Consider the following 25,513-nt stretch of genomic DNA (forward strand, 5'->3'; position numbering starts at 1 on the left):
CGATTGTGACCACGCCGACGTCGGATATCGACGAAAACTCCCATCGTATCTCGGATAAATCCGAGTTGGTTGAGTATTTTGAAGCTGGCAACAAGCCGAGATCGGATTGGCGCATCGGCACCGAGCATGAAAAGTTCGGTTTCATCCGTGATGGATTGCGTCCGCTGCCTTATGAAGGAGAGGCCTCTGTCCTGGCGATCCTGGAAGGCTTGCGGGACCGGTTCGGTTGGCAGCCGATCATCGAAGCCGAGAAGCTGATCGGCCTCAAGAAGGATGGCGCGAGTATTTCGCTGGAGCCCGGCGGTCAGTTCGAACTGTCCGGCGCCCCGCTCCAGACCATGCACGAGACCTGCAATGAAGTGGGCTCGCATTTGCGGGAGGTGCGGGAGATCGCCGACCCGTTGGGCGTGGCCTTCATGGGCCTCGGCGCCAGCCCGGTCTGGAGCCTTGCGGAAACGCCGGTCATGCCGAAGGGCCGGTATCGCATCATGATGGAGTATATGGACAAGGTCGGCCGCCTTGGGCGGCAGATGATGTTCCGCACATGTACAGTTCAGGCCAATCTCGACTTTGCCTCCGAGGCCGACATGGTGAAGAAGTTCCGTGTCTCGCTGGCCCTGCAGCCGCTCGGCACGGCGCTGTTTGCGAACTCGCCCTTCATGGAAGGTCGCCCGAATGGCTTCCTGTCCTACCGGTCGCAGATCTGGACAGACACCGACCCGGACCGCACGGGCATGCTGCCCTTCGTGTTCGAGGATGGGTTCGGGTTCGAGCGATATGTCGACTATGCACTGGATGTGCCGATGTATTTCGTGCGGCGCGGCGGCAAATATCTCGATGCCAGTGGCCTTTCCTTCCGGGACTTCATGGATGGCAAGTTGCCGATCCTGCCGGGCGAGAAACCGGCCATGGACGATTTTGCCGACCATCTCTCCACGATCTTTCCTGAGGTTCGCCTCAAGCAATTCCTCGAAATGCGTGGCTCGGATGGCGGTCCGTGGAGTCATCTGTGTGCTTTCTCGGCATTCTGGACAGGTCTGCTTTATTGCTCAGACAGTCTCGATGCGTGTTGGGACCTCGTGAAATCCTGGTCAGACGCAGAGCGCGAATCCATGCGCCAGGGCGTGCGGACTCTCGGTCTGCGCACGCCTGTTCCGGGTGGGCAGACCATGCAGGACCTTGCCCTGCAGGTTCTGGAGATTTCCCGCGCCGGGCTGAAGCGCCGCGCCAATCTCTCCGTCGCCGGGGATGATGAGACGGGCTACCTCACGGAATTGGACGAAATCGCACGGACAGGTGTGACCCCGGCCGAGCGCTTGCTGGAGAAATATCACGGCGAGTGGCAGCGCGATTTGAGCCGCATTTTCGTCGATCAAGCCTATTGAGGGTACAAATACCCCCATCGCCGCTTCTGATTTGGCACAAGCTGCCTTGAGACCCTGACGTTTGCGTGATCAAAGTACCGGTTCGTATAAGTTTCCGGGGAGTTGAACGCGTGACCGACATCACTGCGACGAGTGAAGCGGGCAAACCCCGCGATACCTCATTTTTTGGCCATCCAAAGGGATTGGCAATCCTGTTTCTGACTGAGATGTGGGAACGCTTTTCCTATTACGGGATGCGCGGCCTGCTGGTCCTGTACCTCACTCAGCATTTCCTGTTTTCTGATGAGAAGTCGTCGATCATGTATGGGGCCTATACGGCGCTCGTCTATGTCATGACGATTATCGGCGGGACACTGGCCGACCGGTATCTCGGCCAGCGCAAAGCGGTGACGTTTGGGGCGATCCTGCTCTGCCTCGGTCATTTCGGCATGGCGTTCGAGGGCAGTGGCTCAAAGGAATATGTGGTCACCGGCGGCTCTGAGATCGAGATCCAGCATGAAGGGCGCGGTGACAATCGCCAACTCTTCGTCGATGTGGATGGGGAAACCCGCCGGATCGTCTTCGAGCAGGGCAGTGGGGATCTCCAGATACTGGAAAGCGCGGACGATGCCAAAGAGCCGACTGCGGCCGTCTATCAGCAGATCGCAAAAGACGCCTACACGACGCGGATCGAGCAGCAGGAACTCTATACAAACATCCTGTTTCTCTCGCTGGCTTTCATCATCGCAGGCGTTGGCTATTTGAAGGCCAACATCTCCACGATTGTGGGCGCGATCTATGAGTTTGACGATCCGCGGCGTGATTCCGGGTTCAGCCTCTTCTATATGGGCATCAATCTCGGCTCGCTGCTCTCCTCTCTGAGCTGCGGCATCATCGGCATCCTCTGGGGCTGGAAATACGGCTTCGGACTTGCCGGTATCGGTATGCTGGCCGGTCTGCTCGTCTTCCTCTGGGGCCAGAAATACCTGGATGGGAAAGCCGAGCCACCGAACCCGGAAGCGTTGAAGAAATCCTTCCTCGGTCCGATCAATGTCGAGATGGCCTGCTATCTCGCCGGCGCCCTCGTGATCGGTGTGGCCATGCTGCTCGTCATGAATGCGGAAATCATTCCGGACTGGTTTGTCGGCTCGCTTGGCATTGCCATCTTCATTGGTCTCGTGGGGTATTCCTTCGTGCAGCTTCAGGGGACCGAGCGGAAACGCATGTTTGCGGCGATCTACTTCGTGCTGGCGCAGATTCCATTCTGGGCCCTGTTCGAGCAGGCCGGTTCATCCCTGACCCTGTTCACGGACCGGCTGGTCGACAAGGAAATCTTCGGGATGAACGTGCCGACGCCAGTGTTCCAGTTCCTGAACGCGGGCTATATCGTCATCTTCGCCCCGATCTTTGCCTGGATGTGGATTGCATTGGCGAAGCGGAAAATGGAGCCCTCGACGCCGGTGAAATTTGCGATCGGCGTGTTCCTTGCTGGCCTTGGCTTTCTCTCTCTCGTGGGCGGCATCGGCATGTCCGGCGCGGGGATGACCGCCGTCGGCTTCATCTTCCTGATCTATTGGGTTCACACGATGGGTGAGCTGATGGTGTCACCGGTTGGCCTGTCCGCCGTGACCAAGCTCGCTCCGGCGCGTGTGGTCGGCATGACGATGGGGGCATGGTTCCTCTATTCCGGACTGTCGAACTATCTCGCGGGCGTGATTGCCCGCACGACCGGCGCCGAGACCATCGGGGGCCAGATCACGGACGTTGCGGCGGCGAAGGCCACCTATGTCAGCGTCTATGCGAATGTCGGCTATGTCGCGATGGGGATTGGCGTCTTCATGCTGATCATCTCGCCGATCATCAAAAGCTGGATGAAGGGTAGCGAACTGCCAGCAGAATCTTCCATGGTTTCGGACGAGATGTTCTAAATATTCCTCCGTAAGCAAACAAAAAAAGGGCGGCTTCCATGGGGAGCCGCCCTTTTCTTAGTGATCCTGTTTTAGTGTCAGCGGTCCGGCGGCAGGAACTGGTCTGTCGGCAGACCGCGCTTGATCCAGCCGTCGCCAATCCCTTCCAACCCGGCCATGCCTTCGACAATCTCGTAGATATCTGCAAAGCCGGCCGCTTCGAGTTGCGCCGCCGCCAGGGTGGAGCGGTTGCCCGCCCGGCAGATGACGGCGACAGGGTAGTCGAGATCTCCCAGAACTGCGCCGCGCGCCTGAGCCAGGAAATCCACGTCTTTCACATTGGCGCCCACGCTGTCGCGCGGCATGCCGGTCATCGCCCATTCGGACGGTGTGCGCACGTCGAGAAGGATAAGTTCTCCGCGCTGGACCAGTGTGTGGGCAGCATCTGCGGACAGGGTTTGCACATCGGCGGAGGCGGGCAGGGCAAGCGCGAAAACTGCCGACGCTGCGGACAGGATAAATGAAACCGGACGGGCCATAGGAAACTCAATTCTAACTTCACCGCATTGAGCCGAGACTCAATTATGGCGGCAAAGTGTCAAAGGGCGCGGTTGGCCGCAAGTCCGATTAACCAAGATGACGGCAAATTTAGCCAGCGCCGCCCACAGTCAGGGCACCCACTTTGAGCGTTGGCTGGCCGACACCCACAGGTACGGACTGCCCGGCCTTGCCGCAGACCCCCACGCCATCATCCATGGCGAAGTCGTTGCCGATCATGGTGACGTCCTGCAGCACGGTTGGCCCGTGTCCGATCAGCGTCGCATTCTTGACCGGCGCAACGATTTTGCCGTTCTCGACGAGATAGGCCTCGGTGCACTGGAACACGAAATTGCCTGACGTGATGTCGACCTGGCCCCCGCCGAAATCCACGGCCCACAGGCCGCGCTTGATGGAGCCGACAATTTCGTCCGGGTCCTTGTCGCCGCCCAGCATGACCGTGTTGGTCATGCGCGGCATGGTGGCGGATTCATAGCTTTCCCGGCGTCCATTGCCCGTTGGGGCCTGTCCCATCAGGCGGGCATTCATCCGGTCCTGCATGTAGCCCTTCAGGATGCCATCCTCGATCAGAACAGTCTTCTGGGTCGGCGTGCCTTCATCATCGAAAGAAAGGGAGCCCCGGCGGCGTTCAATGCTGCCATCATCAATGATGGTCACGCCCTTGGCGGCGACCTGTTCACCGATGCGGCCGGAATAGACGCTGGTGCCCTTGCGATTGAAATCACCTTCGAGGCCATGCCCGACCGCTTCGTGAAGCAGCACGGCAGGCCAGCCAGGCCCAAGCACGACTTCCATCTGTCCGGCAGGAGTCGGGATGGAGTGCAGATTGACGGAGGCTTTCTTCACCGCGCGCTGGACCATGGCCTTCCAGCGGTCTGGCTGGATCCAGTCCTCATAGGCGGCGCGTCCACCCGCGCCGGCACCTGCCGATTCGCGGCGGCCATGCTCTTCCAGCGTCACGGAGACGTTCAGCCGGACGAGGGGGCGGATTTCTGAAAAGACTGCGCCGTCGGGACGGACAATGTCGATTTCCTTGTGGCTGCCCGCCAGCGACACCGAGACCTGAACCACGCGGGGGTCATAGGCGCGCGCCCAAGCATCGATCTCGGCCAGCAATCCCGTCTTCATTGTGAAGTCTGGCGCAGAGGTCGGATCAATCGGGTCGTAGAGGCGGCGATTCGTCGGGGTGGGCCCCGTCGCCAGATGGCCAGCATACCCGCGCTTGGCTTGTGAGGCGGTCTCGCCGGCACGGCGGATGGCGTCGAGCGACAGTTCGGAGGCATAGCCGGACCCGGTCGTTTCGCCCGCCACGACTCGCAAGCCAAATCCCTGATCGGTATCGAATGCGGCGGATTTCAGCCTTCCGTCGTCGAACACGAAGCTCTCGGATCGGGAGCGCTCGACAAACAGATCGCCATCATCCGCGCCTTTCGCAGCGTCGGACAGGATTTCAGAAGCCTTGGTCAGGTCGAAGGGCAGGGATGTCTGTGTCATCTGGAATAGATGCGTGACACCCCGGCGCGTCGCAAGGGCAAAGGCGCAGAAACCCGGATCAGATCAGTTCGTGCTGACTTCGAAGCGCGACAGCTGCCACTCGGCCAGGTCCCAGTCAGGCTTCAATTCCAGCGCGCGGCGGAAATCGTAATAAGCGCCTTCCACATCATCCAGTTTTTCCCTGGCCAGCGCCCGGTTGTAGTAGGCAGCGTGCAGGTCCTTGGAACCGAGTGCGATGGCCTGGTCGAGGGATTGGAGGGCCTCGTCGTATCGCCCGAGGAAAATCAGGGCCGCTCCCTCATTCAGGTAGGTTTCGCCGGTATCCGGGCGGATCCGCTTGGCTGTGGCGTAGTCCGACAGGGCCTTTTCATAGAGGCCCGCGCGCATCTGCAGGACGCCGCGATTCGTGAAGGTGGCGGCACGATTGCTGGGTTTCATGGCTTCCAGTTCGATGGCGCGCGTGCAGATTTCGGCGCCTTTCCTGGGAGAAACGGTCTCGAACTTCGCGGCTTCATAGCAGTCTTCGGCGATCCCGCCGCCGAGGACGAGAACTTGCGCATTTGCCGTCCCGGAGGCCAGGCCGAGAAGGAGGGTTGCGGCACATATCGCGTTTTTCATGGGTTTTGACCTCTCAATGTCTTGTCCGGTCGTGCCGGGATCATACCACGGAACCGCGCCGGCGCCGACAACCTGCGACAATATTGAGCGCGTAAAGTGGTAGGTTGCGGCTAGTACGTATTGTAGATAGAGGGACAGAGATTCCAATGAGACGAGGATAACTTCGTGCGACACCTTATTGCCGCCATGTGCGCTGCCGTCATGGCTGGTCCAGCGCTGGCATTTGAACCGACCGACGGCGCGCTGGGTTTCCAGCCTGCTGCGACGCGCATTGCAGAGCGCATTCACGTGTTCCATCACTTCGTGCTGGTCATTATTGTCCTGATCACCTTGCTGGTGCTCGGCCTGCTGCTGTGGATCATCGTGCGTCACAATCGCAAGGCGAATCCGGTGCCGAAGAAATTCAGCCACAACACGCTGATCGAAGTGATCTGGACCGTGGTGCCGGCGCTGATCCTCGTGGCGATCGCCAGCCAGTCCTTCCCGAACCTGTACTATCAGGACGTTGTTCCGAATCTGCAGCAAATCACCGACAAGTCGGACAAGATGATCGCCGACGGCAAGACGGCCCAGCAGGAACGCTTCGCCAAGGACTACTACCCGGAAGCCGCTGAAAAAGGCTTCGTGAACGTGAAGGCCCAAGGCAACCAGTGGAACTGGACCTATACCTATCCTGACCTGGTGGATGATTCCGGCTATCCGCTGGAATTCGTCTCCAACCCGGTTCATGTCGGTATTTCCGCAGACGCTGACAATTATGCCGGCGCAACGGGCCGGACGGACTTCGCGTCCAAACCGCGGAATCTGGGTGTCGATTATCCGATGGTGATCCCCGAAGACCGCTTCGTGCGTTATTACACGGCTGCGGCTGACGTGATCCATTCCTGGGCCGTGCCAGCATTCGGTGTGAAGACGGACGCTGTTCCGGGGCGCCTGAATGAGGGCTGGTTCCTCGTGGAAGAGCCGGGCGTGTATTATGGCCAGTGCTCCGAGCTTTGCGGCGTGAACCATGCCTTCATGCCAATCGAGGTTCGCGTGGTCAGCCAGGCGCAATTCGACAGCTGGGCCGAGCTCATGCTCGCCGGTGACTATGAAGCCGCCTACGCGACTGTCGACGTTTTTGCATCCAATGAGCAGGCGACCCAGTTCGCCGCCAAACAGTAATCAGGGAAGAGTGACACGCCATGCCTATGGATGAAGTGGCCATCGACCATCACGACTCACACGATCACAAGCCCGGTTTCTTTACGCGCTGGCTGTTTTCGACCAACCACAAGGACATCGGGACGCTGTACCTGATCTTCGCGCTCATCGCGGGGGTCGTGGGCTACACGCTGTCTGGCCTGATCCGCTGGGAACTTGCGGAGCCGGGCATCGGTGTCATGACACAATTCGTTGCCGGTGAAGGCGACGTGGCGATTCAGAACGCCAAGCACTTCTACAACACCGTGATCACCTATCACGGCCTGATCATGATCTTCTTCATGGTCATGCCGGCCTTGATCGGTGGGTTCGGCAACTGGTTCGTGCCGCTGATGATCGGCGCGCCGGACATGGCCTTCCCGCGGATGAACAACATCTCCTTCTGGCTGACAGTCTCAGCATTCGTGCTTGCCTGTATCTCGATGACGGTTCCGGGTGGACCGGGCAATGGCTTCGGCGGAGGCTGGGTGCTTTATCCGCCGCTGTCATCCACGACCGGGCACCCTGGCCCGGCCATGGATGTGCTCATCCTGTCGCTTCATACAGCCGGTATCGCGTCGATCCTCGGTGCCATCAATTTCATCGTGACCATCCTGAACATGCGCGCACCTGGCATGACCATGCACAAGATGCCGCTGTTCGCCTGGGGCGTCCTGATCACGGCTGTCCTGCTGCTGCTGTCCCTGCCTGTGCTGGCTGCCGCGCTGACCATGCTGCTGACAGACCGTAACTTCGGCTCGCAATTCTTCGCGCCAGCCGGCGGTGGTGACCCGGTCATGTTCCAGCATCTGTTCTGGTTCTTCGGTCACCCGGAAGTCTACATCATGATCCTGCCGGCCTTCGGCATCATCAGCCACATCGTTTCGACCTTCTCCAAGAAGCCGATCTTCGGCTATCTCGGCATGGCCTACGCCATGGTGTCGATTGGTGTGATCGGCTTCGTCGTGTGGGCGCACCACATGTATACGGTCGGTATGGATGTGGATCTGAAAGCCTACTTCGTTGCCGCGACCATGGTGATCGCCGTTCCGACGGGCATCAAGATCTTCTCGTGGATCGCGACCATGTGGGGCGGTTCCATCGACTTCAAAGTCCCTATGCTCTGGGCGATCGGCTTCATCTTCCTGTTCACCGTCGGCGGTGTGACGGGTGTGGTGCTCGCCAACGCCGGTATCGACCATGCCCTGCACGACACCTATTACGTCGTCGCGCACTTCCACTACGTGCTGTCCCTCGGCGCTGTGTTCGGCCTGTTCGCGGGCTGGTACTACTGGTTCGAGAAGATGTTCGGCATCAAGTACAATGGCATGATCGGCGGCCTCCATTTCTGGCTGATGTTCATCGGCTCGAACGTCCTGTTCTTCCCGCAGCACTTCCTGGGTCTGCAGGGCATGCCGCGCCGTTACATCGACTATGCTGACGGCTTTGCAACCTGGCACATGTGGTCGTCGATCGGTTACGCGATCACGCTGGTTGCCACGCTGATCTTCTTCGTCGGCCTCGTCGAAGCCATGATCCGCCGCCGCAAGGGTGAAGCCAACCCATGGGGTGAAGGCGCCACGACGCTGGAATGGACACTGCCTTCGCCGCCGCCATTCCACCAGTTCAACGAGCTGCCGCACGTTACCAACAAGGGCGGCCACTAACAGCCAAAAGGAAGGGCTCGGCCTTCCAGACAGTCTGAAAACCGAGGCGGCCCGGCGCGAGATGCGCTTGGGCCGTTTCGCTTGAAAGGACCCGAAAGAGACCATGACTGACATGAGCGCATCGCCAACCAAACGCTATGCAACCGCTGGTGACTATGTGCAGCTGCTGAAGCCGCGCATCATGATGCTGGTCGTGTTCACGGCCGTTGCCGGCCTGATCGCGGCCGTCGGCGTGACCGGCGTGTCGGTCAATCCGGTCATGGCGGCCATTGCGACGCTGGCCATTGCGCTCGGTTCCGGCGCGGCAGGCGCGATCAACATGTGGTATGACGCCGACATCGACCAGATCATGACGCGCACTTCCACCCGTCCGGTCCCGTCGGGCGCTGTGCCCAAGGAAGAGGCCCTTGCCATGGGCCTGATCATGAGCGGCGTGTCTGTCCTGCTCATGTGGCTCGCCTCGAACTGGCTGGCGGCTGGGCTGCTGGCCTTCTCGATCTTCTATTATGGCGTGATCTACACGATGTGGCTGAAGCGCTCGACGCCGCAGAACATCGTTATCGGTGGCGGAGCCGGGGCGTTCCCGCCGGTCATCGGCTGGGCCGCTGTCACCGGAAATACGCCCGTCGATGCGTGGATCCTGTTCGCCATCATCTTCTTCTGGACGCCGCCGCATTTCTGGGCGCTCAGCCTGCTCGCTCATGGCGAGTATGAGAAGGCCGGTGTGCCGATGCTGCCGGTCACGCATGGGGCAAAGGCAACCCGTAACCAGATTCTGCTCTACACGATCCTGCTCGTGCCGCTCGCGCTGTTGCCGGTCGCAACCGGGTTGGGGGGCTGGATTTATGGCGGCGTAACCCTCGCACTTGGCCTCGTCTTCCTGTCCTATGCGGTGCGGGTCTGGCGGTCGCATGCAGGCGATGCTGGGGCGAGCGCGGCCGACATGAAGCTTGCACGTGGCATGTTCCTCTTTTCCATCCTGTACCTGTTTCTCGTCTTTGCAGCGCTGATTGTGGAACACGCTGCGGGGCTTCACTTCCCGATTGGAGCGGCCTGATTTGTCCGACGATAACGAAAAATACCCTGGTCAGTTCACCGAGGCCTACATCCCGGATGAGGCCGAAGTGCGCGCCCGTAACAGTCGCAATCGCTGGCTGGGCATCGTGCTGGCCGTCTTTGTCATTCTGGTCGGCGTGATCACCTTCATTCGCCTGTCTTCGTCCGACCTGAGCCAGAGCGGCTTCTACTATTCGGTGGATGACAAGGGTGAGCGGATCGAGGAGCTGCCGGAAGGCATGACGCCGGATCAGGCTGCGCCCCCGCCAAACCTGACCCCGGCCGACGAATCGCAACCGGAAGAGGGTCAGCCATGAAGATTTCGAATACGAAAGTCGCGCTGATCTCGCTGGGAGTTTTCACAGCCATGCTGGGCCTCGGTTTCGCGGCGGACCCACTCTACGACACCTTCTGTAAGGTGACCGGCTTTGGCGGCACCACGCGCATTGCAACGGCGGCGCCCGAAAAGATGGTCGCGCAGGAAGTTACGATACGCTTTGATGCAAATGTTGCCGACACGCCGCTGATCTTCCACCCGCTCCAGACGACTCAGACGCTGAAACTCGGTCAGCATGGGCTGGCCTTCTATGAGGTTTCAAACCCGTCCGATCAGGAAATCCGGGTCATTGCGAGCTATAATGTGACGCCGCACTATGCCGGCCCGTATTTCAACAAGCTCGAATGTTTCTGCTTTGAAGAGCGCGTCATTGCACCGGGTGAGACCAAGAAACTTCCGATTGTGTATTTCGTATCTGCAGACATGCAGGATGACCGGGTCGCGAAATCACTCGAAACGATCACGCTGAGCTACACCTTCTTTGACAGTTCCAGCTATTCCGGTGAGAAAAAAGCCGCCCAGAAGGGTGCGGCGAATTCAGCCAATGCAGGCTGATACAGTTGCAAATACAGGTCGGAGCGGTCTAAAGAGCGATCTGATTCATGTGATTTTTTAGAGGGGTCAAAAGGGCCATGGCTCACGACGAAGTCAAACACGATTTCCATCTCGTAAATCCGTCTCCCTGGCCGCTGCTGGGGTCGATTTCAGTGATGGTAACCGCCCTGGGCGGTGTTACTTTCATGAAAGGCCTGTTCGGCCTTGAAGCCGGCACCTGGTGGCTGCTTGCCATTGGTCTGGCAATGGTCATCTGGGTCATGTTCGGCTGGTGGCGTGAAGTCATCAAGGAAGGCCGGGTTGGCGATCATACGCCCGTCGTACAGATCGGCCTGCGCTACGGCATGATCCTGTTCATTGCGTCCGAAGTCATGTTCTTCGTGGGCTGGTTCTGGAGCTTCTTCGAATTTGCCATCTTTGAAAGTGCGCGGGTCGGTGAGACATGGGATTCGGCAAATGCGCTTTATGCCGAGGGGCTCTCCCGCTTCGCGGGCTGGCCGCCGGTGGGAGTCGAGACCTTCGATCCGTTCCACCTGCCGCTGATCAACACGCTGATCCTGCTTCTGTCCGGTACCACCGTGACCTGGGCGCATCATGCGTTGCAGCACAATGACCGCTCTGGCGCCAAGCTTGGCCTCGTCTTTACAGTCCTCCTCGGCATGGTGTTCACCCTGCTGCAGGCCTACGAATACAGCCACGCTGCCTTCACCTATGACGGCACACTTTACGGTTCGGCCTTCTTCATGGCGACCGGCTTCCACGGCGCGCACGTCGTGATCGGCACCATCTTCCTGGCGATCTGCCTGATCCGCCTGTTGATGGGCGGCATGAGTGCGGACAAGCATCTCGGCTTTGAATTCGCGGCCTGGTACTGGCACTTCGTGGACGTTGTCTGGCTGTTCCTGTTCGCCTTTGTCTATGTCGTGCCGTTCCTGGTATATGGCGGTTAGACTGGCATCTGCCCTCGACACGTAAGATAACAGGCCCGCCGGCGTACTTGCCTGGCGGGCCTTTTTTCAGGACCTTTCGGACACTCTATGCGCTTTCGCCCTTATCCCATCCTGACCCTGTTCACACTGGTATCCCTCGTGATTCTGGTAATGTTGGGAAACTGGCAATATGGGCGGTTCAGCGCGAAGATGGCGCTGGATGAAACAGAGCCGAACTGGGTGACGCTGGAGGGGCGTGTCGTGCCCGGCAGCGAGGCCATGGTCTACGCCTATGCCGATGGCGCATCTTCCTGGCGCCGCGTGGTCGCGATTGACGATGGCGCCCGGGTCATCTTCACGACCATCGAACTCTTCTACCAGGTCGAGCCGCCAGTGCCGTGTCAGGGCCCCGAGTGCGGCGCGAACCTGAATTTCTCGGCGCAGGGCATCTACAAGACGCCCGGTAATCGGAGTGCCTTTGCCAGCCCGGATGAGCCGACCGCCGGCGTCTTCTATTCGTATAGTATTGCAGACCTCGCAGACCTGTTGCCCGCCGATGTGTCGGCGCGCGTGGTACCGGAAGCATTCGAGCCCCAGACATTGCGGCTGGTTGAGAACGGTCGCGCGATGGCGGGGCCAAATCCGTTTGCCCGGCTCCGCATGGATGATGATTTGCCGCCTCAGAGGCATTTCGGATATGCGATTACGTGGTGGGGGCTCGCCATGGCGTTGCTGGGTGTGTATCTCGCCTTTCACTATCAAAAGGGCCGGTTACGGCTTCGCAGAAGGGACGGGGAATGAAGTATATTTCCACTCGGGGGCAGTCAGAGCCCGTAGATTTTCTGGGCGCATGCCTCGCCGGTCTTGCGCCGGATGGCGGCCTCTATGTTCCCGAAACCTATCCGTCGATTGAGCCAGCAAAGCCGGGTGAACCCTATGCGCAGGTCGCGGCGCGCGTGATTTCCGCGTTTGCAGGCGACACGCTGACTCATGAGGAAGTGCTGGGCCTGTGTGAGCGGGCGTATGCGACCTTTGCTCATCAGTCTGTCACGCCGCTGACCCAGTCAGGCCCGGCCAGCTGGTTGCTGGAGCTGCATCATGGGCCGACGCTGGCCTTCAAGGATGTGGCGATGCAGCTGATTGGCCAGCTCTATGATCATGTGCTGGGCAAGACCGGGCGCCGCATGACGATCATGTGCGCGACGTCTGGTGATACCGGCGGCGCGGCGGCTGCGGCCTTTGCGGGGGCGAAGCATGCCGACCTCGTGATCCTGCATCCATTCGAACGTGTCTCACCGATCCAGCGCCTGTTCATGACGACGACGGGCGCAGACAATGTCTTGAACCTCGCGCTCGAGACCGATTTCGACGAATGCCAGACCATCGTGAAGTCGCTGTTCGCGGATCGCGATTTCGCGGACCGGGTCAGCCTGTCTGGCGTGAACTCCATCAACTGGGCGCGGATCGCGGCGCAGATGGTCTATTATGCGACTTCTCAGGCCGCGCTCGCCGGGCAGCAGATCCGCTTCATCGTGCCGAGCGGCAATATGGGGGATGCGCTGGCGGGATATGTTGCAGCCCGTTGCGGCCTGTTACCGGGCGGGCTGGATATCGTCTGCGCGGTGAACGAAAACGATTCCCTTCTGCGCCTGTTCAATTCGGGTGTGATGTCAAAGCGCCAGACCGTGGCCACGCCGAGCCCGGCCATGGACATTTCCATCCCGTCCAATTTTGAACGCATCCTGTTCGAGCTGTCTGATCGTGACAGTGATGCGGTGCGCAGTGTCTATGAGCGATTCAAACAGGCCGGCGAGGCTGATCTGCCGGAGACGGCGAATGGCCGCATGGGCTGTTCCGGGATTCGTGTGCAGAGCGTCAGCAATGCGGACACCATGGAAGAGATGCGCCAGTTCGAGGCCGAGACCGGCTGGCTGATCTGCCCGCACACTGCGGTCGGCACGCGGGTGGCTCGCCTGTCGCCTGCGCCGGATGTGGCGACGGTCGTTCTGGCCACCGCGTCGCCTGCCAAGTTCCCGGAGACCGTCCTCGAAGCGACCGGCCGTGAGGCGCGGCTGCCGGACTTTGCCACCGGCGTGATGACGAATGCGGAAGTGTTTGAACGTGCCGAGCCAACCCTTGGCGCAGTTCGCGCGCGTGTTGAGCAATTGGCCGGATAGGTCATGCCGGTTCACCGCAAGGATACGGCGATCGTCACCCAGCGCCTGGTCATCGAGCCGGCGCGGAAGAAGGATTTTGAGGACTGGTCTGCCCTGCGCAAGCGTAGCCGCAAGCATCTTCAGCCCTGGGAGCCCACTTGGCCCAGGGATGCAAACTCCCGCGCCGATTGGGGACGGCGGTTGCTGGCCTGGAAGGCCGGCTGGAAATCCGGCCGGGCCTACGTCTTTCTCATTCGCCGGCTGAAGGATGGAAAACTTGTGGGCGGCGTGTCGCTCACCAATGTGCGCTCATGGCCTGCCAATAGCGCAAGTCTGGGTTACTGGCTCGGCCAAGACCAGCAAGGCCACGGCTTCATGCAAGAGGGTGTCGGGGCAGTTTGCGATTGGGCGTTTCGAGAATTACAGCTTCATCGCATTGAAGCTGGCATACTGGCATCAAACCTGCGTTCCCGCAAAGTCTTGGAAACAAACGGCTTTCGGGAAGAGGGACATGCTGAAAAATATCTTGAGATCGCGGGCGTCCGCCGCGACCATGTCCTTTTCGCCCTCGTCAGGTCTGATACTTGACGATAGGCTCCTCAAGATGATGTCCGATCAGTCGACCCAGCCCCAAGGTAGTTGGCACTGGAATGCCGTCAGTCGGCATCTCCTGATCGAGGCTCCGAAAGGAGGCGATCTTTCCGATCTGGCGGGCCAGTGGTCGATTGATGCCATTGAGCAGATGTTCGAAGGGTTGAGCCGGGGCCGACTCGCTCAGGCGTTCAGTAAAGCCGAAGGGCCTGTTCGGTGCGATCTGAGACTGTCGAGCGGCGCGGATATCCATCTTGTCGGTGCGTTCGTTGGCGAGGAAGACGCGCACGGCATGTTGCTGGCCGGAAACGAATTTGCCGACATTGATCCGTCAGACCTGCAGCCGGGTCCGGATCTCTATCCGGTGTTCCAGCCGATCATTTCTCTCGGCAGCGGACGTATCGCCGGTTTCGAGGCCCTTGCGCGTTGGGATGACGGTGAACTGCGCAATCCTCCCAGCCGCTACGAGGATGAAGCGCTCGCCTCCAACATGTTGATCCGCTCGGCTGAGACGCTGTCCAAGATGCGCGAATTGTCCGGTCGGTCTGATTTATTCATGCATGTGAATTTGACGGCACGGGACCTGTCACGCAGCACGTTACCCGCGCTCGTGGAAGCGTTGATGCAAGGGTATGACTTGCCCGAGAAAGCGCTGCGGATCGAACTCACCGAGCAGGCCGCCCTGCGGGACGAGAGCCATGCTCTTGCGGCAGTCATGGCCCTCAAGGCAGTGGGTGCCGGACTGGTGCTTGATGATTTCGGAACAGGCCATTCCTCATTCGCGTGGCTTGCAGACTTTCCGGCCGACAGTCTGAAAGTGGATCACGGCCTGACCCGCCGTCTCGGGCAGCATCGGACGGACACAATTCTTGGAACGCTGACCTTGCTGGCTGCACGGCTCGACATGACGACGACGGCAGAAGGCGTGGAGCACAAGGATGACGCCACAAAACTGCGGAGTCTCGGCTTCGATTATGCGCAAGGCTTTGCGTTTGCACGCCCGATGGAAGAAGCAGCCGCGCTGGCCTTCCTGACCGCCTGATCAGGCCGTTCCGGGGCGAATCTGGAGTCGGCCACTGTCGATGCCCATGTGACCGAGCGCAGCTTCCCATTTTGCCTCATGGCTCTCTCCGAAGACGAGATCTGCCTCAGGTTCGCCGATCAGCCAGGCGTTTTCGGCCAGTTCGTATTCCAGTTGGCCGGCGCCCCAGCCTGAATATCCGAGTGCGAGAACCGACCGGCGCGGCGCGTGCGTCGACCCCATGGAGTGCAGCATGTCGCGCGTTGCGGTCATGCAATATGTGCCGTCGATTTCCAGGGTGGCGCCCTCGCTCACAACATCATCTGTGTGGAGAACGAATCCCCGGTCGCTGCTGACCGGGCCGCCATCCAATACCAGGTCTTCCGGCACGTCGATCTCAACCGGCACGTCAAGTTGGTGTAGCAATTGGGTCAGGGTGAGGCCGTCCATCGGTTTGTTCAGAACGATGCCCATCGCGAATTCCGGAGAGTGGGCACACACCAGGATAATGGAACGCGCAAAACGCGGGTCACCAATGCCGGGAAGGGCGATAAGAAGTTTCCCTGTCAGGTCGGCGTCCATCCGAATACCCTTTCGCCGGTGATGCTGGGCGAATTGTTGATCTTTGGCAAGGGAGGGTGCGCTTGTGGTCAGCGCCTTGCCGTCCTATCTGGGCAGTACAGCATCAAGGAGACCAGCTGATGAGCATCAAAGTCGGAGACAAGCTTCCGGACGCCACTTTCATGGAAATGACGGCAGACGGCCCGCAGCCCCGCACAACCGAGCAGGTTTTCGGCGGCAAGACCATCGCGCTGTTTGCCGTGCCGGGCGCCTATACGCCGACCTGTTCCGCGCGCCATCTGCCAGGCTTCGTCGACAAGTCCGGAGATCTGAAATCCAAGGGCGTGGATGAAATCGTCTGCACGTCGGTGAATGATGTCTTCGTCATGGGCGCCTGGGCCAAGGATGCCGGCGCGGACGAGACCGTACGCATGCTGGCTGACGGCAATGGGGCATTTGCAAAAGCCCTTGGCCTGGAAATGGATGCCAGCGGTTTCGGTATGGGCCAGCGTTCGCAGCGCTATTCCATGATCGTCAAGGATGGCGCGGTTGCCGAGCTCAACGTCGAAGACGGCGGCGAGTTCAAGGTTTCCAGCGCCGACTACATGCTGAACCAGCTTTAGGGCTCGCTGCGTAGTAACTGTTAAACAAATCAAATGATTATCGGCGTGTTCGGGGTTCGGGCACGCCGATTTTTGTTCGATTTTTATTGAATATCGGCAAACTCTCCCCCAAATTGATATGGGTTACAAAGGAGAGGGATTCCATGGACCTTTTAATGTCGGTGCCGGTGCTGATTGCCATCGTTGGTCTCATTCTGATCGTGTCTACGGTCAAACAGGTGCCTCAGGGCTACAATTGGACAGTCGAGAATTTCGGTCGCTACACCAAGACCCTGACGCCCGGCCTGCATTTCATCATGCCGATCTGGCAAAAGGTCGGTCGCAAGATGAACATGATGGAAACCGTCCTGGACGTGCCGCAGCAGGAAGTCATCACCAAGGACAATGCCATGGTGTCGTGTGATGCCATCGTGTTCATTCAGGTGATCGATGCGGTGTCGGCAGCCTATGAAGTCAACAACCTCCACAACGCCATTCAGAATCTGGCTTTGACCAATATCCGTACCGTGGTCGGTTCCATGGATCTCGACGAGGTCCTGTCCAACCGCGATGATATCAATGCGCGCCTGCTGCATGTCATTGATTCCGCGACAAATCCGTGGGGTGTTAAAGTCACGCGGATAGAAATTGCCGATCTGAGCCCGCCAGCAGACATTACCGAAGCAATGAACCGCCAAATGAAGGCCGAGCGCCTGAAACGGGCGGAAATCCTGACCGCCGAGGGCGACAAGCAGTCGGCCATCCTCAAGGCCGAGGGCCAGAAGCAGGCCAAGATCCTAGAAGCGGAAGGTCGACGGGAAGCTGCCTTCCGGGACGCTGAAGCCCGCGAACGCGAGGCCGAAGCTGAAGCCAAGGCGACTGCGATGGTCAGCGAGGCAATTGCCAAGGGTGACGTCAACGCGATCAACTATTTCCTTGGCCAAGCCTATGTCCAGGCGTTTGAAAAGCTGGCGACAAGCCCGCAGCAGAGGACAGTCATCATCCCCGCTGAGTTCTCCAGTATCCTGGGGGCCATTGAAGGTATCAAGGGCCTGACCGGCGCGGCGAAAGAGGCGCAATTGAACCCGCAGCAAGGCGGCGCCGTACCACCGACCCGCACCGAGTATTAATTCCTGCCTGTACCCGTCCGTGTGCCCGGGAACCGGCATCGCGTTCAACGTCATTTGGGAGACCTGAACCATGGAACAGATTTTCACCGAACTCACTGTCTGGCATTGGCTGGCGCTTGGGCTGGTCCTATTCGGCATCGAGATGCTGACCGGGACATTCGATCTGATGATGCTCGCGGTCGCCGCGTGGCTCACCGCAGCCTTCGCTTTCCTGGGACCGGACTTCTACACGACCTGGCAAGGGCAGCTTATTGTATTTGGCATTGCGGCATTTGCTTTGGTCCTGATGGGCCGGACGTTCTTTTCCGGTCTGCGCGGGCGGGACGAAGAACATCCAACGCTCAACAAGCGCATGGTCAGCCTGGTCGGCCAGCGTGGCCTTGCAATGGGTGATTTCATTTCGGGTACTGGTCAGGTCCGAATTGGCGACACGGTCTGGCGGGCTGAGGTGGTCGAGGGCGAAATCGTGCGCACCGGTGACACGGTCATTGTTGAAGGCGCGAAGATGACAACGGCCATTGTGAGGCGTGCTGTCTCTTGAGCGGCCGCCCCCCTGAAACGCCAAAGAAAAAGGCCGGCTCCTAAGGAGCCGGCCTTTTTGATTCAGATGGCGCCCTGATTGATCAGGAAGCGGAGGTCGAGATACCGTAGGCGGACGGACCCGAGGAGGCGAGCGGCTTCGACTCATTGGCTGTGGCAGCCGCTTTCGGAGCTGTGTCCTTCAGTGGATCGTCTGCATGCTTGACCTGGCCCTCGAAGACGGCGTTCGACTGGATCTGCAGCGACGAGTGAACGATGTCGCCTTTGACGTGCGCGCCGGTTTCGAGTTCAACCTTGCGAGCGCGGATCGAGCCCTTGATGCGGCCTTTGACACGAACGACTTCGGCCTTCACTTCGCCCGTGATGTGGCCGCTGGCGCCGATCGTGATGTCCGTCGCGGCGACGTCGCCGTCAACGGTGCCATCAATCTGCAGCGCGCCCTCGGAGGTCACGGAGCCGTTGATCTTCATGTCTGCACAGATGATGGAGGCTGCGCGAGCGGCAGGCTTGGAAGATGCGCCGCGGATGGCGTCCTGCGCTGGTGCCGTTTTCACGGGTTCTGCTGGGGTAGGGGTGTCACTGGATTTGCTATTCTTCGTGAACATGACGGCCTGCTTTCAAAAACTTTACTGGATCATATGCTTTACCGTTGAAAAACACCTCAAAGTGAAGGTGATATCCGGTACTTCTTCCGGTCGTGCCCATCTTCCCCACGAGATCGCCAACGTTTACCGTATCGCCCTTTGATACAGTAATAGAGCGCAGGTGACCATAGCGCGACTTGAAGCCGTATCCATGATCCACTTCGACAACTCGTCCATACCCTGACCGTGCGCCGGCGAAACTGACAGTGCCCGGACCAGACGCCACGATCGGCGCCCCTCCGTAAGCGGCTACGTCAATGCCATTGTGCCAACGCGGTCTCTTGATGAAAGGGTCTACCCGGATGCCATAAGGGCTGGTGTACCGGAAGGGCACGCCGACCGGGGCACCAAGGGGCAGGCTTTCAACAATCTGTTCGTAATATTGCATCTCGGCGACGCGAGCCTGGGTCTCGGTCAGCCGGTTATAGAAGCTGGCATCTTGGGCTGAGAGCGTATCGCCGCCGGCCGTCAGATTGGCCATGGAAACGAGCGGTCCGCCCATCTCGGCGCTTTCCATGATGCGATCACTGCCAATTGTGGTCAGCTGGATGACGCTGCGCGCGCGTTCGGCGCGTTCGATGGCGAGATCTTCAGCCTCGTCCAGCATGCGTTCCTGATTGTACTTCAAATTCCTCACACTGACGCGATTGCCACTCGTGTCGAGGGTAGCCGTCATGCGGAAACTGTCCCGAGACTGACGGTCGTCAGCTTCCTCGATCGAGGCCTGGACCAGCAGGTCAGCGCCGTCACCCTTGAGGGCGGAAACGTCGAGGTTTTCGTCGCCTTTCAGCTGCTCGAACAATTCCTCAAGCGCCTTCTGGCGATCTTCCCATTCTGCGGTCTCGCGCTGGAAAGCGTCGGTGCGCTCTTCGAGCAGGGAACGCGACAAGGCATCCTTGGCGCGCAGTTCCTGGACCCAGCGCTCATACTTGGCCAGTTCGCGATCATCGGAGCTGCCGGTCAGTGAACCGGTGGAACCGCCAAGGGCAAATGTGCCTGTAAGAAAAATGGTCCATCCGGCAAGGGCCGCCGCGCCTAGTGCGCAGATGGCCTGCTGCCAGGGAGAAATGGATATGTAACGGACTGTGCCGCCGCTACGATGATATATTTGTCGCTCAGGAAATGCGCGATCGAACGTCGCTTTGAGGTTCGCACTCCATTTCGCCATTCACGCCACCCGTCGCTGGAATCACACCGCCTACTGCAACAACACCTACAGTAAGTTCCCAAACCCTAGAGATATAAATACCGGAATCACTAAGGGACGGAACCCCTCGCGAGCATAATTCCTGAAAATATTCGCGTATCAGGGTAAATTGCTCGTTAATATTCGTTTCCTACCCCTTAAACCTTGTCCTAATTCGCTTTTGTAGGGTCAGGAAGATGGCCTAAAACGTCCTCTGCATGACCTTTCACCCGGACTTTTTTCCAAGATTTAATGATTGAACCGTCGGGTCCGATCAGAAACGTCTGACGAGCGATGCCCATATAGGTCCTGCCATACATGTTTTTCTCGACCCAGGTGCCGTAGGATTCGGTGACTTTGCCCGATTCATCGCTGCCAAGAATGACTTTCAGGTCATGTTTCGCAGCAAATTTCTCGTGCTTTGAGAGCGGATCCCGAGAGACTCCGACGATCTTTGCATTGCGCGCCGCGAATGCCTCAATCATCTCCGAGAAATCCTTGGCCTCGTTCGTGCAGCCGGGCGTGTCATCCTTCGGGTAGAAGTAGAGAACAAGATACCCCCCCGCAAAGTCCTTCAACTGGACCGGTCCGGAGGTGGAAGGCATTGAGAAATCAGGAGCCTTTTCACCGTCTTGCAGTACTTTTGCCATGTATTCCTCCTATGGTGCCGTCAGCTTCGTGTGCATATATCGCCATGGAACGCAATTTTTAGACGTAGAATTCCGGAGTCCCCGATTTGGTCCGCCAGAGAGCTTCACTTGTCATTCTCGAAATACTCGGGGGGCTGATACTTGTCGTTCTCGTGCTGGCGGGGCTGTTGGTCTTCCGCTTGTCCAGCGGACCCATCGAACTCGAAATGTTCCGGGACGATATTGAGCAGGCGCTGACCAACTCCCGCAATGGCCGCCCGGTGACGGTCGAGGACGTTTTTCTCGAATGGTCCTCGGAAGACAAGCGCGTCCTGATTACCGGTCATGACATCAAGCTGCTGGATGAGGAGGGCAATGTTGCCGCCGAGTCCGATCGCGCACGGATAGTGCTGTCGAGTTCGGCGCTGGTCATGGGCGATGTCGAGGTGCTCGGGCTGGACCTGGTCGATGGCTGGATCAACGTCACGCAAGCCGGTGAGAACCTCTGGTATATTGCGGGTGACCCTTTGCCCGAAATCCCGGTTGGCGAGATGCCGCAGAATCCGAGTGAATGGCTGGAGCGTATCAATGCCGTGCTGCCGCAGGTTCTGGTCGCCCTTCGCGAAAAGCAGGGTGAAATCAGCCTTGAGCGCTTCTCTTATGAAGAATTTGAAATGCGGGTCTTCGGGGCTGACAGCGCGCCTCTTTTCACGCTGACGGATTCCAAGGGCCTGTTACTGGTGAATGAGGACGGGCTGGATCTGTCGATGTCCGGCAGCGGGGTCGGCGCCGGTCTGCCAGCCGGTCTGGCAATCGACATCCATACCAGCGAACTTGGCAGTCGCATGCAGGCGTCCCTGGCCGTCGCCCAATGGTCTCTGGCAGATCTGGCTGCGAGGCTTGGGACCGATAGTGAATTTCTGTCCGGCGTCCCTGCCGACATTACGGTCGAGTTCAATACGTCCAGCGCAGCGGGGGTCGAGGAAATCGGCGTGAAGGCCAAGCTTGCCGAGGGCGAACTGCCCTTCGGGGAAGATGGGATGAAGGTGTCCGATCTTGACCTCGAGATGACCTATGCGGCGACCAATGACGAACTCCTCATTTCCGGCACGTCGACGCGGTTCGGCCCTGTCGCGGGTGCGATGAACCTGACGCTTGCCAATGCCCTGAAGGACACAGGCCCCCGGCCGTTCAAGCTGCGCAGCAATGCATTGACCCTGGATTTCACACCTGCCTTCGCCGCGCCTGTCACCTTGCGCGATGTCCGGGCAGAGGGGGACGCGGATTTCCCGGACCGCAGGTTTAAAGACACAAAGCTGGAATTCGTTTCGAATGACACGCTGTTCAAATTTGCCACCGATATTTCGTTGACGTCCGACCGGCAGGAAAACGAGCCGCCGATCCTTGGTACGATCGAGCTCGAAACAGAAGGGACCGTGACCAAGGAAACGGTTCTCGCCTTCTGGCCTGTGTCGCTCGGGACCGGAGCGCGGTCTTTCACCGACAAGCGGATCAGCAATACGGACGTGTCGAATTTGCGCGCACAAATGACACTCCAGCGCGACAGCTTTGCTGAAGGCTATTTGCGCGATGAAGATCTCAACCTGACCTTCGATATCAATTCGGCCGATGTGAAATTTCTAGACGACTTGCCGGCGGCGCAAAATGCGGTGGGCAAGGGACGCCTGACCGGGAACAGTTTCCGCGTGACGGTCAACCGCGGCGACTATGGCGGCTGGGATGTCGATGAGGCGCTGGTCGATTTTCCAGCCTTCAACCCGAAAGGCGAGGATTTCCGGGTGTTCGCCAAGGGACATGGCCCTGCCGCCAATGTCATCAAGACACTGAACGAGTCCCGGCTCCAACTCGGGTTCGCCGAAGATCGACTCACAGGCGACGTGGAGGCGACGTTCGAGCTGTTTCGCCCCGCACTCGACAATGTGCCGGACGAGGCGGTGCGCCATACGACCATCGCCACGCTCGCCAATGGTGGCCTGAAGCGGGCTGCGCTCGGTATCGACCTCACCAATGCAACGGCCGAGATCAAGGTCAATCAGGATGGCATGACGATCACCGGGTTTGGCGACCTCGGGCCATCTCCCGTTCAGTTCAGCTGGCGCGATGGATTCAAGGATGATGAGGCGCCCTCGGCCTTGTCGGCGACTGCGGTCATCACGCCCGACGTGCTCAACCGGTTCGGCCTTCCGGGCCGAGCCTATCTCACCGGAGAGGTGCCAACAGAAGTGCAGGCTTCTGTCGAGGGGGAAGAGGTTTCGGTGGCAAATGTCGCTATGGACTTGACCGCCGCCCGGCTCGACCTGTCCGAGATCGGCTGGGTGAAGACGGCCGGCGAGGAAGGCAAGGTCACTGTCCACTATGAACGCGCGGAAGAAGGGTTTTCCTCTGATGTCCTGTTCACCAGTGAGGAGGCCTATCTTGATGGCAAGTTCACGCTGGGAGGAGATTCCCGGCTGGTGTCTGCGGATCTGCGGCGCGCCTTCCTGGCTGACACTGCAGATGTGAATGGCGAGATTTCGCGGGGGCCGAATGGCAATCTGGAAGTCGCCTTGACCGGCTCCTATCTCGACCTGTCTGGCGCGTTGCCCGGCATTGGCGCCCTTGGCGACGCAAATGACAGCAATGGCACCCCGTTGAGTGTGACGGCGGATGTCGACACGCTGACCCTCGGGGCGGGTATGTATGTCCGGAATGCAGATGTGACGTGGCGATCAACCGTGAACGGCATGCAGAAGCTTTCCGCGACTGGCACGACGGATGACGGCTCTGCCTTCAACATTGATCTCGACGGCTCATCTCCAGAGGGAACGAAGATCAAGGTGGTCAGCAGTGATGCCGGCTTCATTACGAGCGCCTTCCTCGATCTCGACTTCCTCGAGGGTGGCCGGCTGAATCTGGAAGGGACGCTTGCGCGGGATGGCAACCCGTCGAAATTCAATATCGTGGTCAGCGACGGACGATTGCGGAATGCGCCCTTCCTGACACAGATTCTCTCCCTGGCCTCCTTGCGCGGCCTTGCAGACACGCTTGGCGGGGATGGCGTTCTGTTCTCGCGAATCGAGGTCCCGCTGACGGTGGCCGGGGACCGGTATGTCGTGACCGGAGGCAAGGCGCAGGGCCCCGCGCTCGGCCTGACGGTGAATGGCTATCTGGGAACAGATAGCGAGATCAATGTCGATGGGGTCCTGGTGCCAAGCTTTGGCATGAACTCCGCACTCGGAGGAATTCCGATCATCGGCGACCTTGTGGTTGGTCGGGACGGAGAAGGTGTATTCTCCCTCACCTACAGCGTGCGCGGCAGCCTGGAAAAGGCGAACGTGTCCGTGAACCCGTTGTCGGCGCTGGCGCCGGGTGTCATTCGCAGAATCTTCGAGAATCCATCGGATACGGATATTCCGGAGGCGCAGGCCCGATCCGAGGATGAGCCTATTCCATCAGAACTGCCGCCTATTCCGGAAGAGGAATTCTAGAGAATCTTGACCAGAGCGTGACGCTTCTTGCCGGCGGACAGCTTGATCGTTCCGTCAACAAGATCATCCGCTGACAGGGCCGCATTCTGGTCAGATACGGACACGTCGTTCACCTTCGCAGCGCCCTGCTTGATCAGGCGGCGAGCGGCACCGTTGGACTCCGTCAGGCCTGTAGCCGTAAATGCGGCAGCGACCAGCATGCCTGCCTCAAGGTCAGAAGCTGAGACCTCTACGGTCGGCAAGGCATCCGCAGACCCGCCTGCGGCGAACACAGCCGCTGCAGCAGCTTCGGATTCCCTGGCAGCGGCGTCTCCATGCAGCATCTTCGTCGCCTCATTGGCGAGGACAATCTTCGCGGTGTTGATCTCGGCGCCCTCAAGGGCTTCGAGACGAACGATTTCGTCCAGAGGAAGCTCCGTGAATAGACGCAGGAAACGGCCGACATCCGCGTCCTCGGTGTTGCGCCAGAACTGCCAGTATTCGTAGGGGCTCTTGCGATCAGCATTGAGCCAGACGGCGCCATCGGCGGTCTTGCCCATCTTGCCGCCGGATGCGGTCGTGATGAGGTGGGCAGTGATGCCGAAGGCGTCGCCGCTGGCGGCCTTGTGGACGAGGTCTACGCCGCCAACGATATTGCCCCACTGGTCAGATCCGCCGATCTGCATGCGGCAGTCATGACGCCGGAACAGTTCGAGGAAGTCGTAGGACTGCATCAGCAAATAATTGAATTCGAGGAAGGTGTAGGGCTGCTCGGCGGCGAGACGACGTGCAACCGTATCCTGTTTCACCATTGTGTTGATGGTGAAATGCACGCCCACTTCGCGCAGCATTTCGAGGTAGCCGAGCTTGCCGAGCCAGTCGTCATTATTGACCATGATGGCATCAGTCGGACCGTCGCCGAAGGTCAGGAAGGGCTGGAATGCCCTCTTGATGCCTTCCATGTTGGCCGCGATCTGCTCGTCGGTCAGCAAGGGGCGCGACTTTTCCTTGTCGGTCGGGTCGCCCACCTTGGTTGTGCCGCCGCCCATCAGGACGATGGGCTTGCCGCCGCTCTTCTGGAGGTGGCGCAGCATCATGATCTGTAAGAGCGAGCCGACATGCAGGCTGTCTGCCGTCGCATCAAATCCGATATAGCCTGTGGGAATTCCCTTTGCGCAATAGGCGTCCACCTCTGCCGGATGGGTGACCTGTTTCAGGTAACCGCGCTCTGACAGGGTTTTCAGGAATTCTGACTTGTATTCGCTCATCTTCTCGTGTCTCCGTGAAGCTGCCGCGCGTAACATGGAAAACTGATATCT

Annotated in this window: 24 protein-coding genes; 16 read left to right on the forward strand and 8 right to left on the reverse strand. The window is 59.4% G+C overall.

From position 1 onward, the window contains the following. The first annotated feature begins 5 nt into the window (after positions 1-5). Together V7660_RS11225 and V7660_RS11230 are read left to right on the forward strand one after the other, a co-directional pair. A complete protein-coding gene (locus tag V7660_RS11225) occupies positions 6-1,385 on the forward strand; it encodes a glutamate--cysteine ligase (protein ID WP_335603135.1) in 1,380 nt (459 codons plus the stop codon). Between the two features lie 110 nt (positions 1,386-1,495). Next, positions 1,496-3,292 (forward strand): peptide MFS transporter, encoded by a 1,797-nt coding sequence (locus V7660_RS11230; protein WP_335603136.1) that lies wholly within the window; start codon positions 1,496-1,498, stop codon positions 3,290-3,292. Positions 3,293-3,369: 77 nt separating this feature from the next. On the opposite strand, the gene V7660_RS11235 is transcribed toward V7660_RS11230, so the two are convergent. From V7660_RS11235 to V7660_RS11245, 3 genes are all read right to left on the reverse strand, one after another. Beyond that, a complete protein-coding gene (locus V7660_RS11235) occupies positions 3,370-3,810 on the reverse strand; it encodes a rhodanese-like domain-containing protein (RefSeq protein ID WP_290950143.1) in 441 nt (146 codons plus the stop codon). Positions 3,811-3,919: 109 nt separating this feature from the next. Further along, positions 3,920-5,323, reverse strand: a complete 1,404-nt coding sequence (gene tldD / locus V7660_RS11240; RefSeq protein ID WP_335603137.1) for a metalloprotease TldD — start codon at positions 5,321-5,323, stop codon at positions 3,920-3,922. Positions 5,324-5,386: 63 nt separating this feature from the next. Next, the gene (locus V7660_RS11245) at positions 5,387-5,941 is read right to left on the reverse strand and encodes a tetratricopeptide repeat protein (protein ID WP_335603138.1); all 555 of its coding nucleotides are present in this window, start codon (positions 5,939-5,941) and stop codon (positions 5,387-5,389) included. 165 nt (positions 5,942-6,106) lie between these two features. Between V7660_RS11245 and coxB the strand changes: the two genes are divergently transcribed. The 10 genes from coxB to V7660_RS11295 all read left to right on the forward strand — a co-directional run bounded on the left by coxB (position 6,107) and on the right by V7660_RS11295 (position 15,456). Then, a complete protein-coding gene (gene coxB / locus V7660_RS11250; RefSeq protein ID WP_335603139.1) occupies positions 6,107-7,105 on the forward strand; it encodes a cytochrome c oxidase subunit II in 999 nt (332 codons plus the stop codon). Positions 7,106-7,125: 20 nt separating this feature from the next. Next, entirely contained in the window at positions 7,126-8,790 is a 1,665-nt protein-coding gene (gene ctaD, locus V7660_RS11255; RefSeq protein ID WP_335603140.1) for a cytochrome c oxidase subunit I, read from the forward strand. Positions 8,791-8,902: 112 nt separating this feature from the next. Further along, a complete protein-coding gene (locus tag V7660_RS11260; protein WP_335603141.1) occupies positions 8,903-9,847 on the forward strand; it encodes a heme o synthase in 945 nt (314 codons plus the stop codon). Between the two features lies 1 nt (position 9,848). Beyond that, on the forward strand, positions 9,849-10,163 hold the full coding sequence (locus V7660_RS11265) for a hypothetical protein (protein WP_335603142.1): 315 nt from the start codon (positions 9,849-9,851) through the stop codon (positions 10,161-10,163). Then, positions 10,160-10,738, forward strand: a complete 579-nt coding sequence (locus V7660_RS11270) for a cytochrome c oxidase assembly protein (protein WP_335603143.1) — start codon at positions 10,160-10,162, stop codon at positions 10,736-10,738. Before V7660_RS11265 ends, V7660_RS11270 begins: the two co-directional genes overlap by 4 nt. A 77-nt stretch (positions 10,739-10,815) precedes the next feature. Continuing rightward, complete coding sequence (locus V7660_RS11275) at positions 10,816-11,688, forward strand: cytochrome c oxidase subunit 3 (RefSeq protein ID WP_335603144.1); 873 nt, start codon at positions 10,816-10,818, stop codon at positions 11,686-11,688. A gap of 87 nt (positions 11,689-11,775) precedes the next feature. Next, positions 11,776-12,468, forward strand: coding sequence for an SURF1 family cytochrome oxidase biogenesis protein (locus V7660_RS11280; protein ID WP_335603145.1), 693 nt, complete (start codon positions 11,776-11,778; stop codon positions 12,466-12,468). Then, positions 12,465-13,844 carry a threonine synthase gene (gene thrC, locus V7660_RS11285; RefSeq protein ID WP_335603146.1) on the forward strand — a complete coding sequence of 460 codons (1,380 nt, stop codon included), beginning with the start codon at positions 12,465-12,467 and terminating at the stop codon, positions 13,842-13,844. Before V7660_RS11280 ends, thrC begins: the two co-directional genes overlap by 4 nt. A gap of 3 nt (positions 13,845-13,847) precedes the next feature. Beyond that, positions 13,848-14,411: a GNAT family N-acetyltransferase gene (locus V7660_RS11290; RefSeq protein WP_335603147.1), complete on the forward strand. Its 564-nt coding sequence runs from the start codon at positions 13,848-13,850 to the stop codon at positions 14,409-14,411. Between the two features lie 16 nt (positions 14,412-14,427). Beyond that, a complete protein-coding gene (locus tag V7660_RS11295) occupies positions 14,428-15,456 on the forward strand; it encodes an EAL domain-containing protein (RefSeq protein WP_335603148.1) in 1,029 nt (342 codons plus the stop codon). On the opposite strand, the gene V7660_RS11300 is transcribed toward V7660_RS11295, so the two are convergent. After that, positions 15,457-16,017, reverse strand: coding sequence for a YqgE/AlgH family protein (locus tag V7660_RS11300; RefSeq protein WP_335603149.1), 561 nt, complete (start codon positions 16,015-16,017; stop codon positions 15,457-15,459). Positions 16,018-16,136: 119 nt separating this feature from the next. Here V7660_RS11300 and V7660_RS11305 point away from each other — a divergent pair, with 119 nt between their 5' ends. From V7660_RS11305 to V7660_RS11315, 3 genes are all read left to right on the forward strand, one after another. Continuing rightward, positions 16,137-16,619: a peroxiredoxin gene (locus V7660_RS11305; protein WP_335603150.1), complete on the forward strand. Its 483-nt coding sequence runs from the start codon at positions 16,137-16,139 to the stop codon at positions 16,617-16,619. A gap of 143 nt (positions 16,620-16,762) precedes the next feature. Next, the gene (locus V7660_RS11310) at positions 16,763-17,728 is read left to right on the forward strand and encodes an SPFH domain-containing protein (protein WP_335603151.1); all 966 of its coding nucleotides are present in this window, start codon (positions 16,763-16,765) and stop codon (positions 17,726-17,728) included. Between the two features lie 70 nt (positions 17,729-17,798). Then, complete coding sequence (locus V7660_RS11315) at positions 17,799-18,269, forward strand: NfeD family protein (RefSeq protein ID WP_335603152.1); 471 nt, start codon at positions 17,799-17,801, stop codon at positions 18,267-18,269. 82 nt (positions 18,270-18,351) lie between these two features. Here the strand turns inward: V7660_RS11315 and V7660_RS11320 are convergent, their stop codons facing one another. The 3 genes from V7660_RS11320 to V7660_RS11330 form a co-directional block, all read right to left on the reverse strand. After that, positions 18,352-18,822 carry a bactofilin family protein gene (locus tag V7660_RS11320; RefSeq protein WP_335603153.1) on the reverse strand — a complete coding sequence of 157 codons (471 nt, stop codon included), beginning with the start codon at positions 18,820-18,822 and terminating at the stop codon, positions 18,352-18,354. Positions 18,823-18,856: 34 nt separating this feature from the next. Continuing rightward, a complete protein-coding gene (locus tag V7660_RS11325; RefSeq protein WP_335603154.1) occupies positions 18,857-20,080 on the reverse strand; it encodes a peptidoglycan DD-metalloendopeptidase family protein in 1,224 nt (407 codons plus the stop codon). A gap of 188 nt (positions 20,081-20,268) precedes the next feature. Beyond that, the gene (locus tag V7660_RS11330; protein ID WP_335603155.1) at positions 20,269-20,748 is read right to left on the reverse strand and encodes a peroxiredoxin; all 480 of its coding nucleotides are present in this window, start codon (positions 20,746-20,748) and stop codon (positions 20,269-20,271) included. A gap of 86 nt (positions 20,749-20,834) precedes the next feature. Here V7660_RS11330 and V7660_RS11335 point away from each other — a divergent pair, with 86 nt between their 5' ends. Continuing rightward, positions 20,835-24,215, forward strand: coding sequence for a YhdP family protein (locus tag V7660_RS11335; RefSeq protein ID WP_335603156.1), 3,381 nt, complete (start codon positions 20,835-20,837; stop codon positions 24,213-24,215). Here the strand turns inward: V7660_RS11335 and tyrS are convergent. After that, positions 24,212-25,462, reverse strand: a complete 1,251-nt coding sequence (tyrS, locus tag V7660_RS11340; RefSeq protein WP_335603157.1) for a tyrosine--tRNA ligase — start codon at positions 25,460-25,462, stop codon at positions 24,212-24,214. The two genes, V7660_RS11335 and tyrS, sit on opposite strands and share 4 nt — an antisense overlap. Positions 25,463-25,513 lie beyond the last annotated feature (51 nt).

This window comes from Hyphomonas sp. (assembly GCF_036964145.1).
GTDB lineage: Bacteria > Pseudomonadota > Alphaproteobacteria > Caulobacterales > Hyphomonadaceae > Hyphomonas.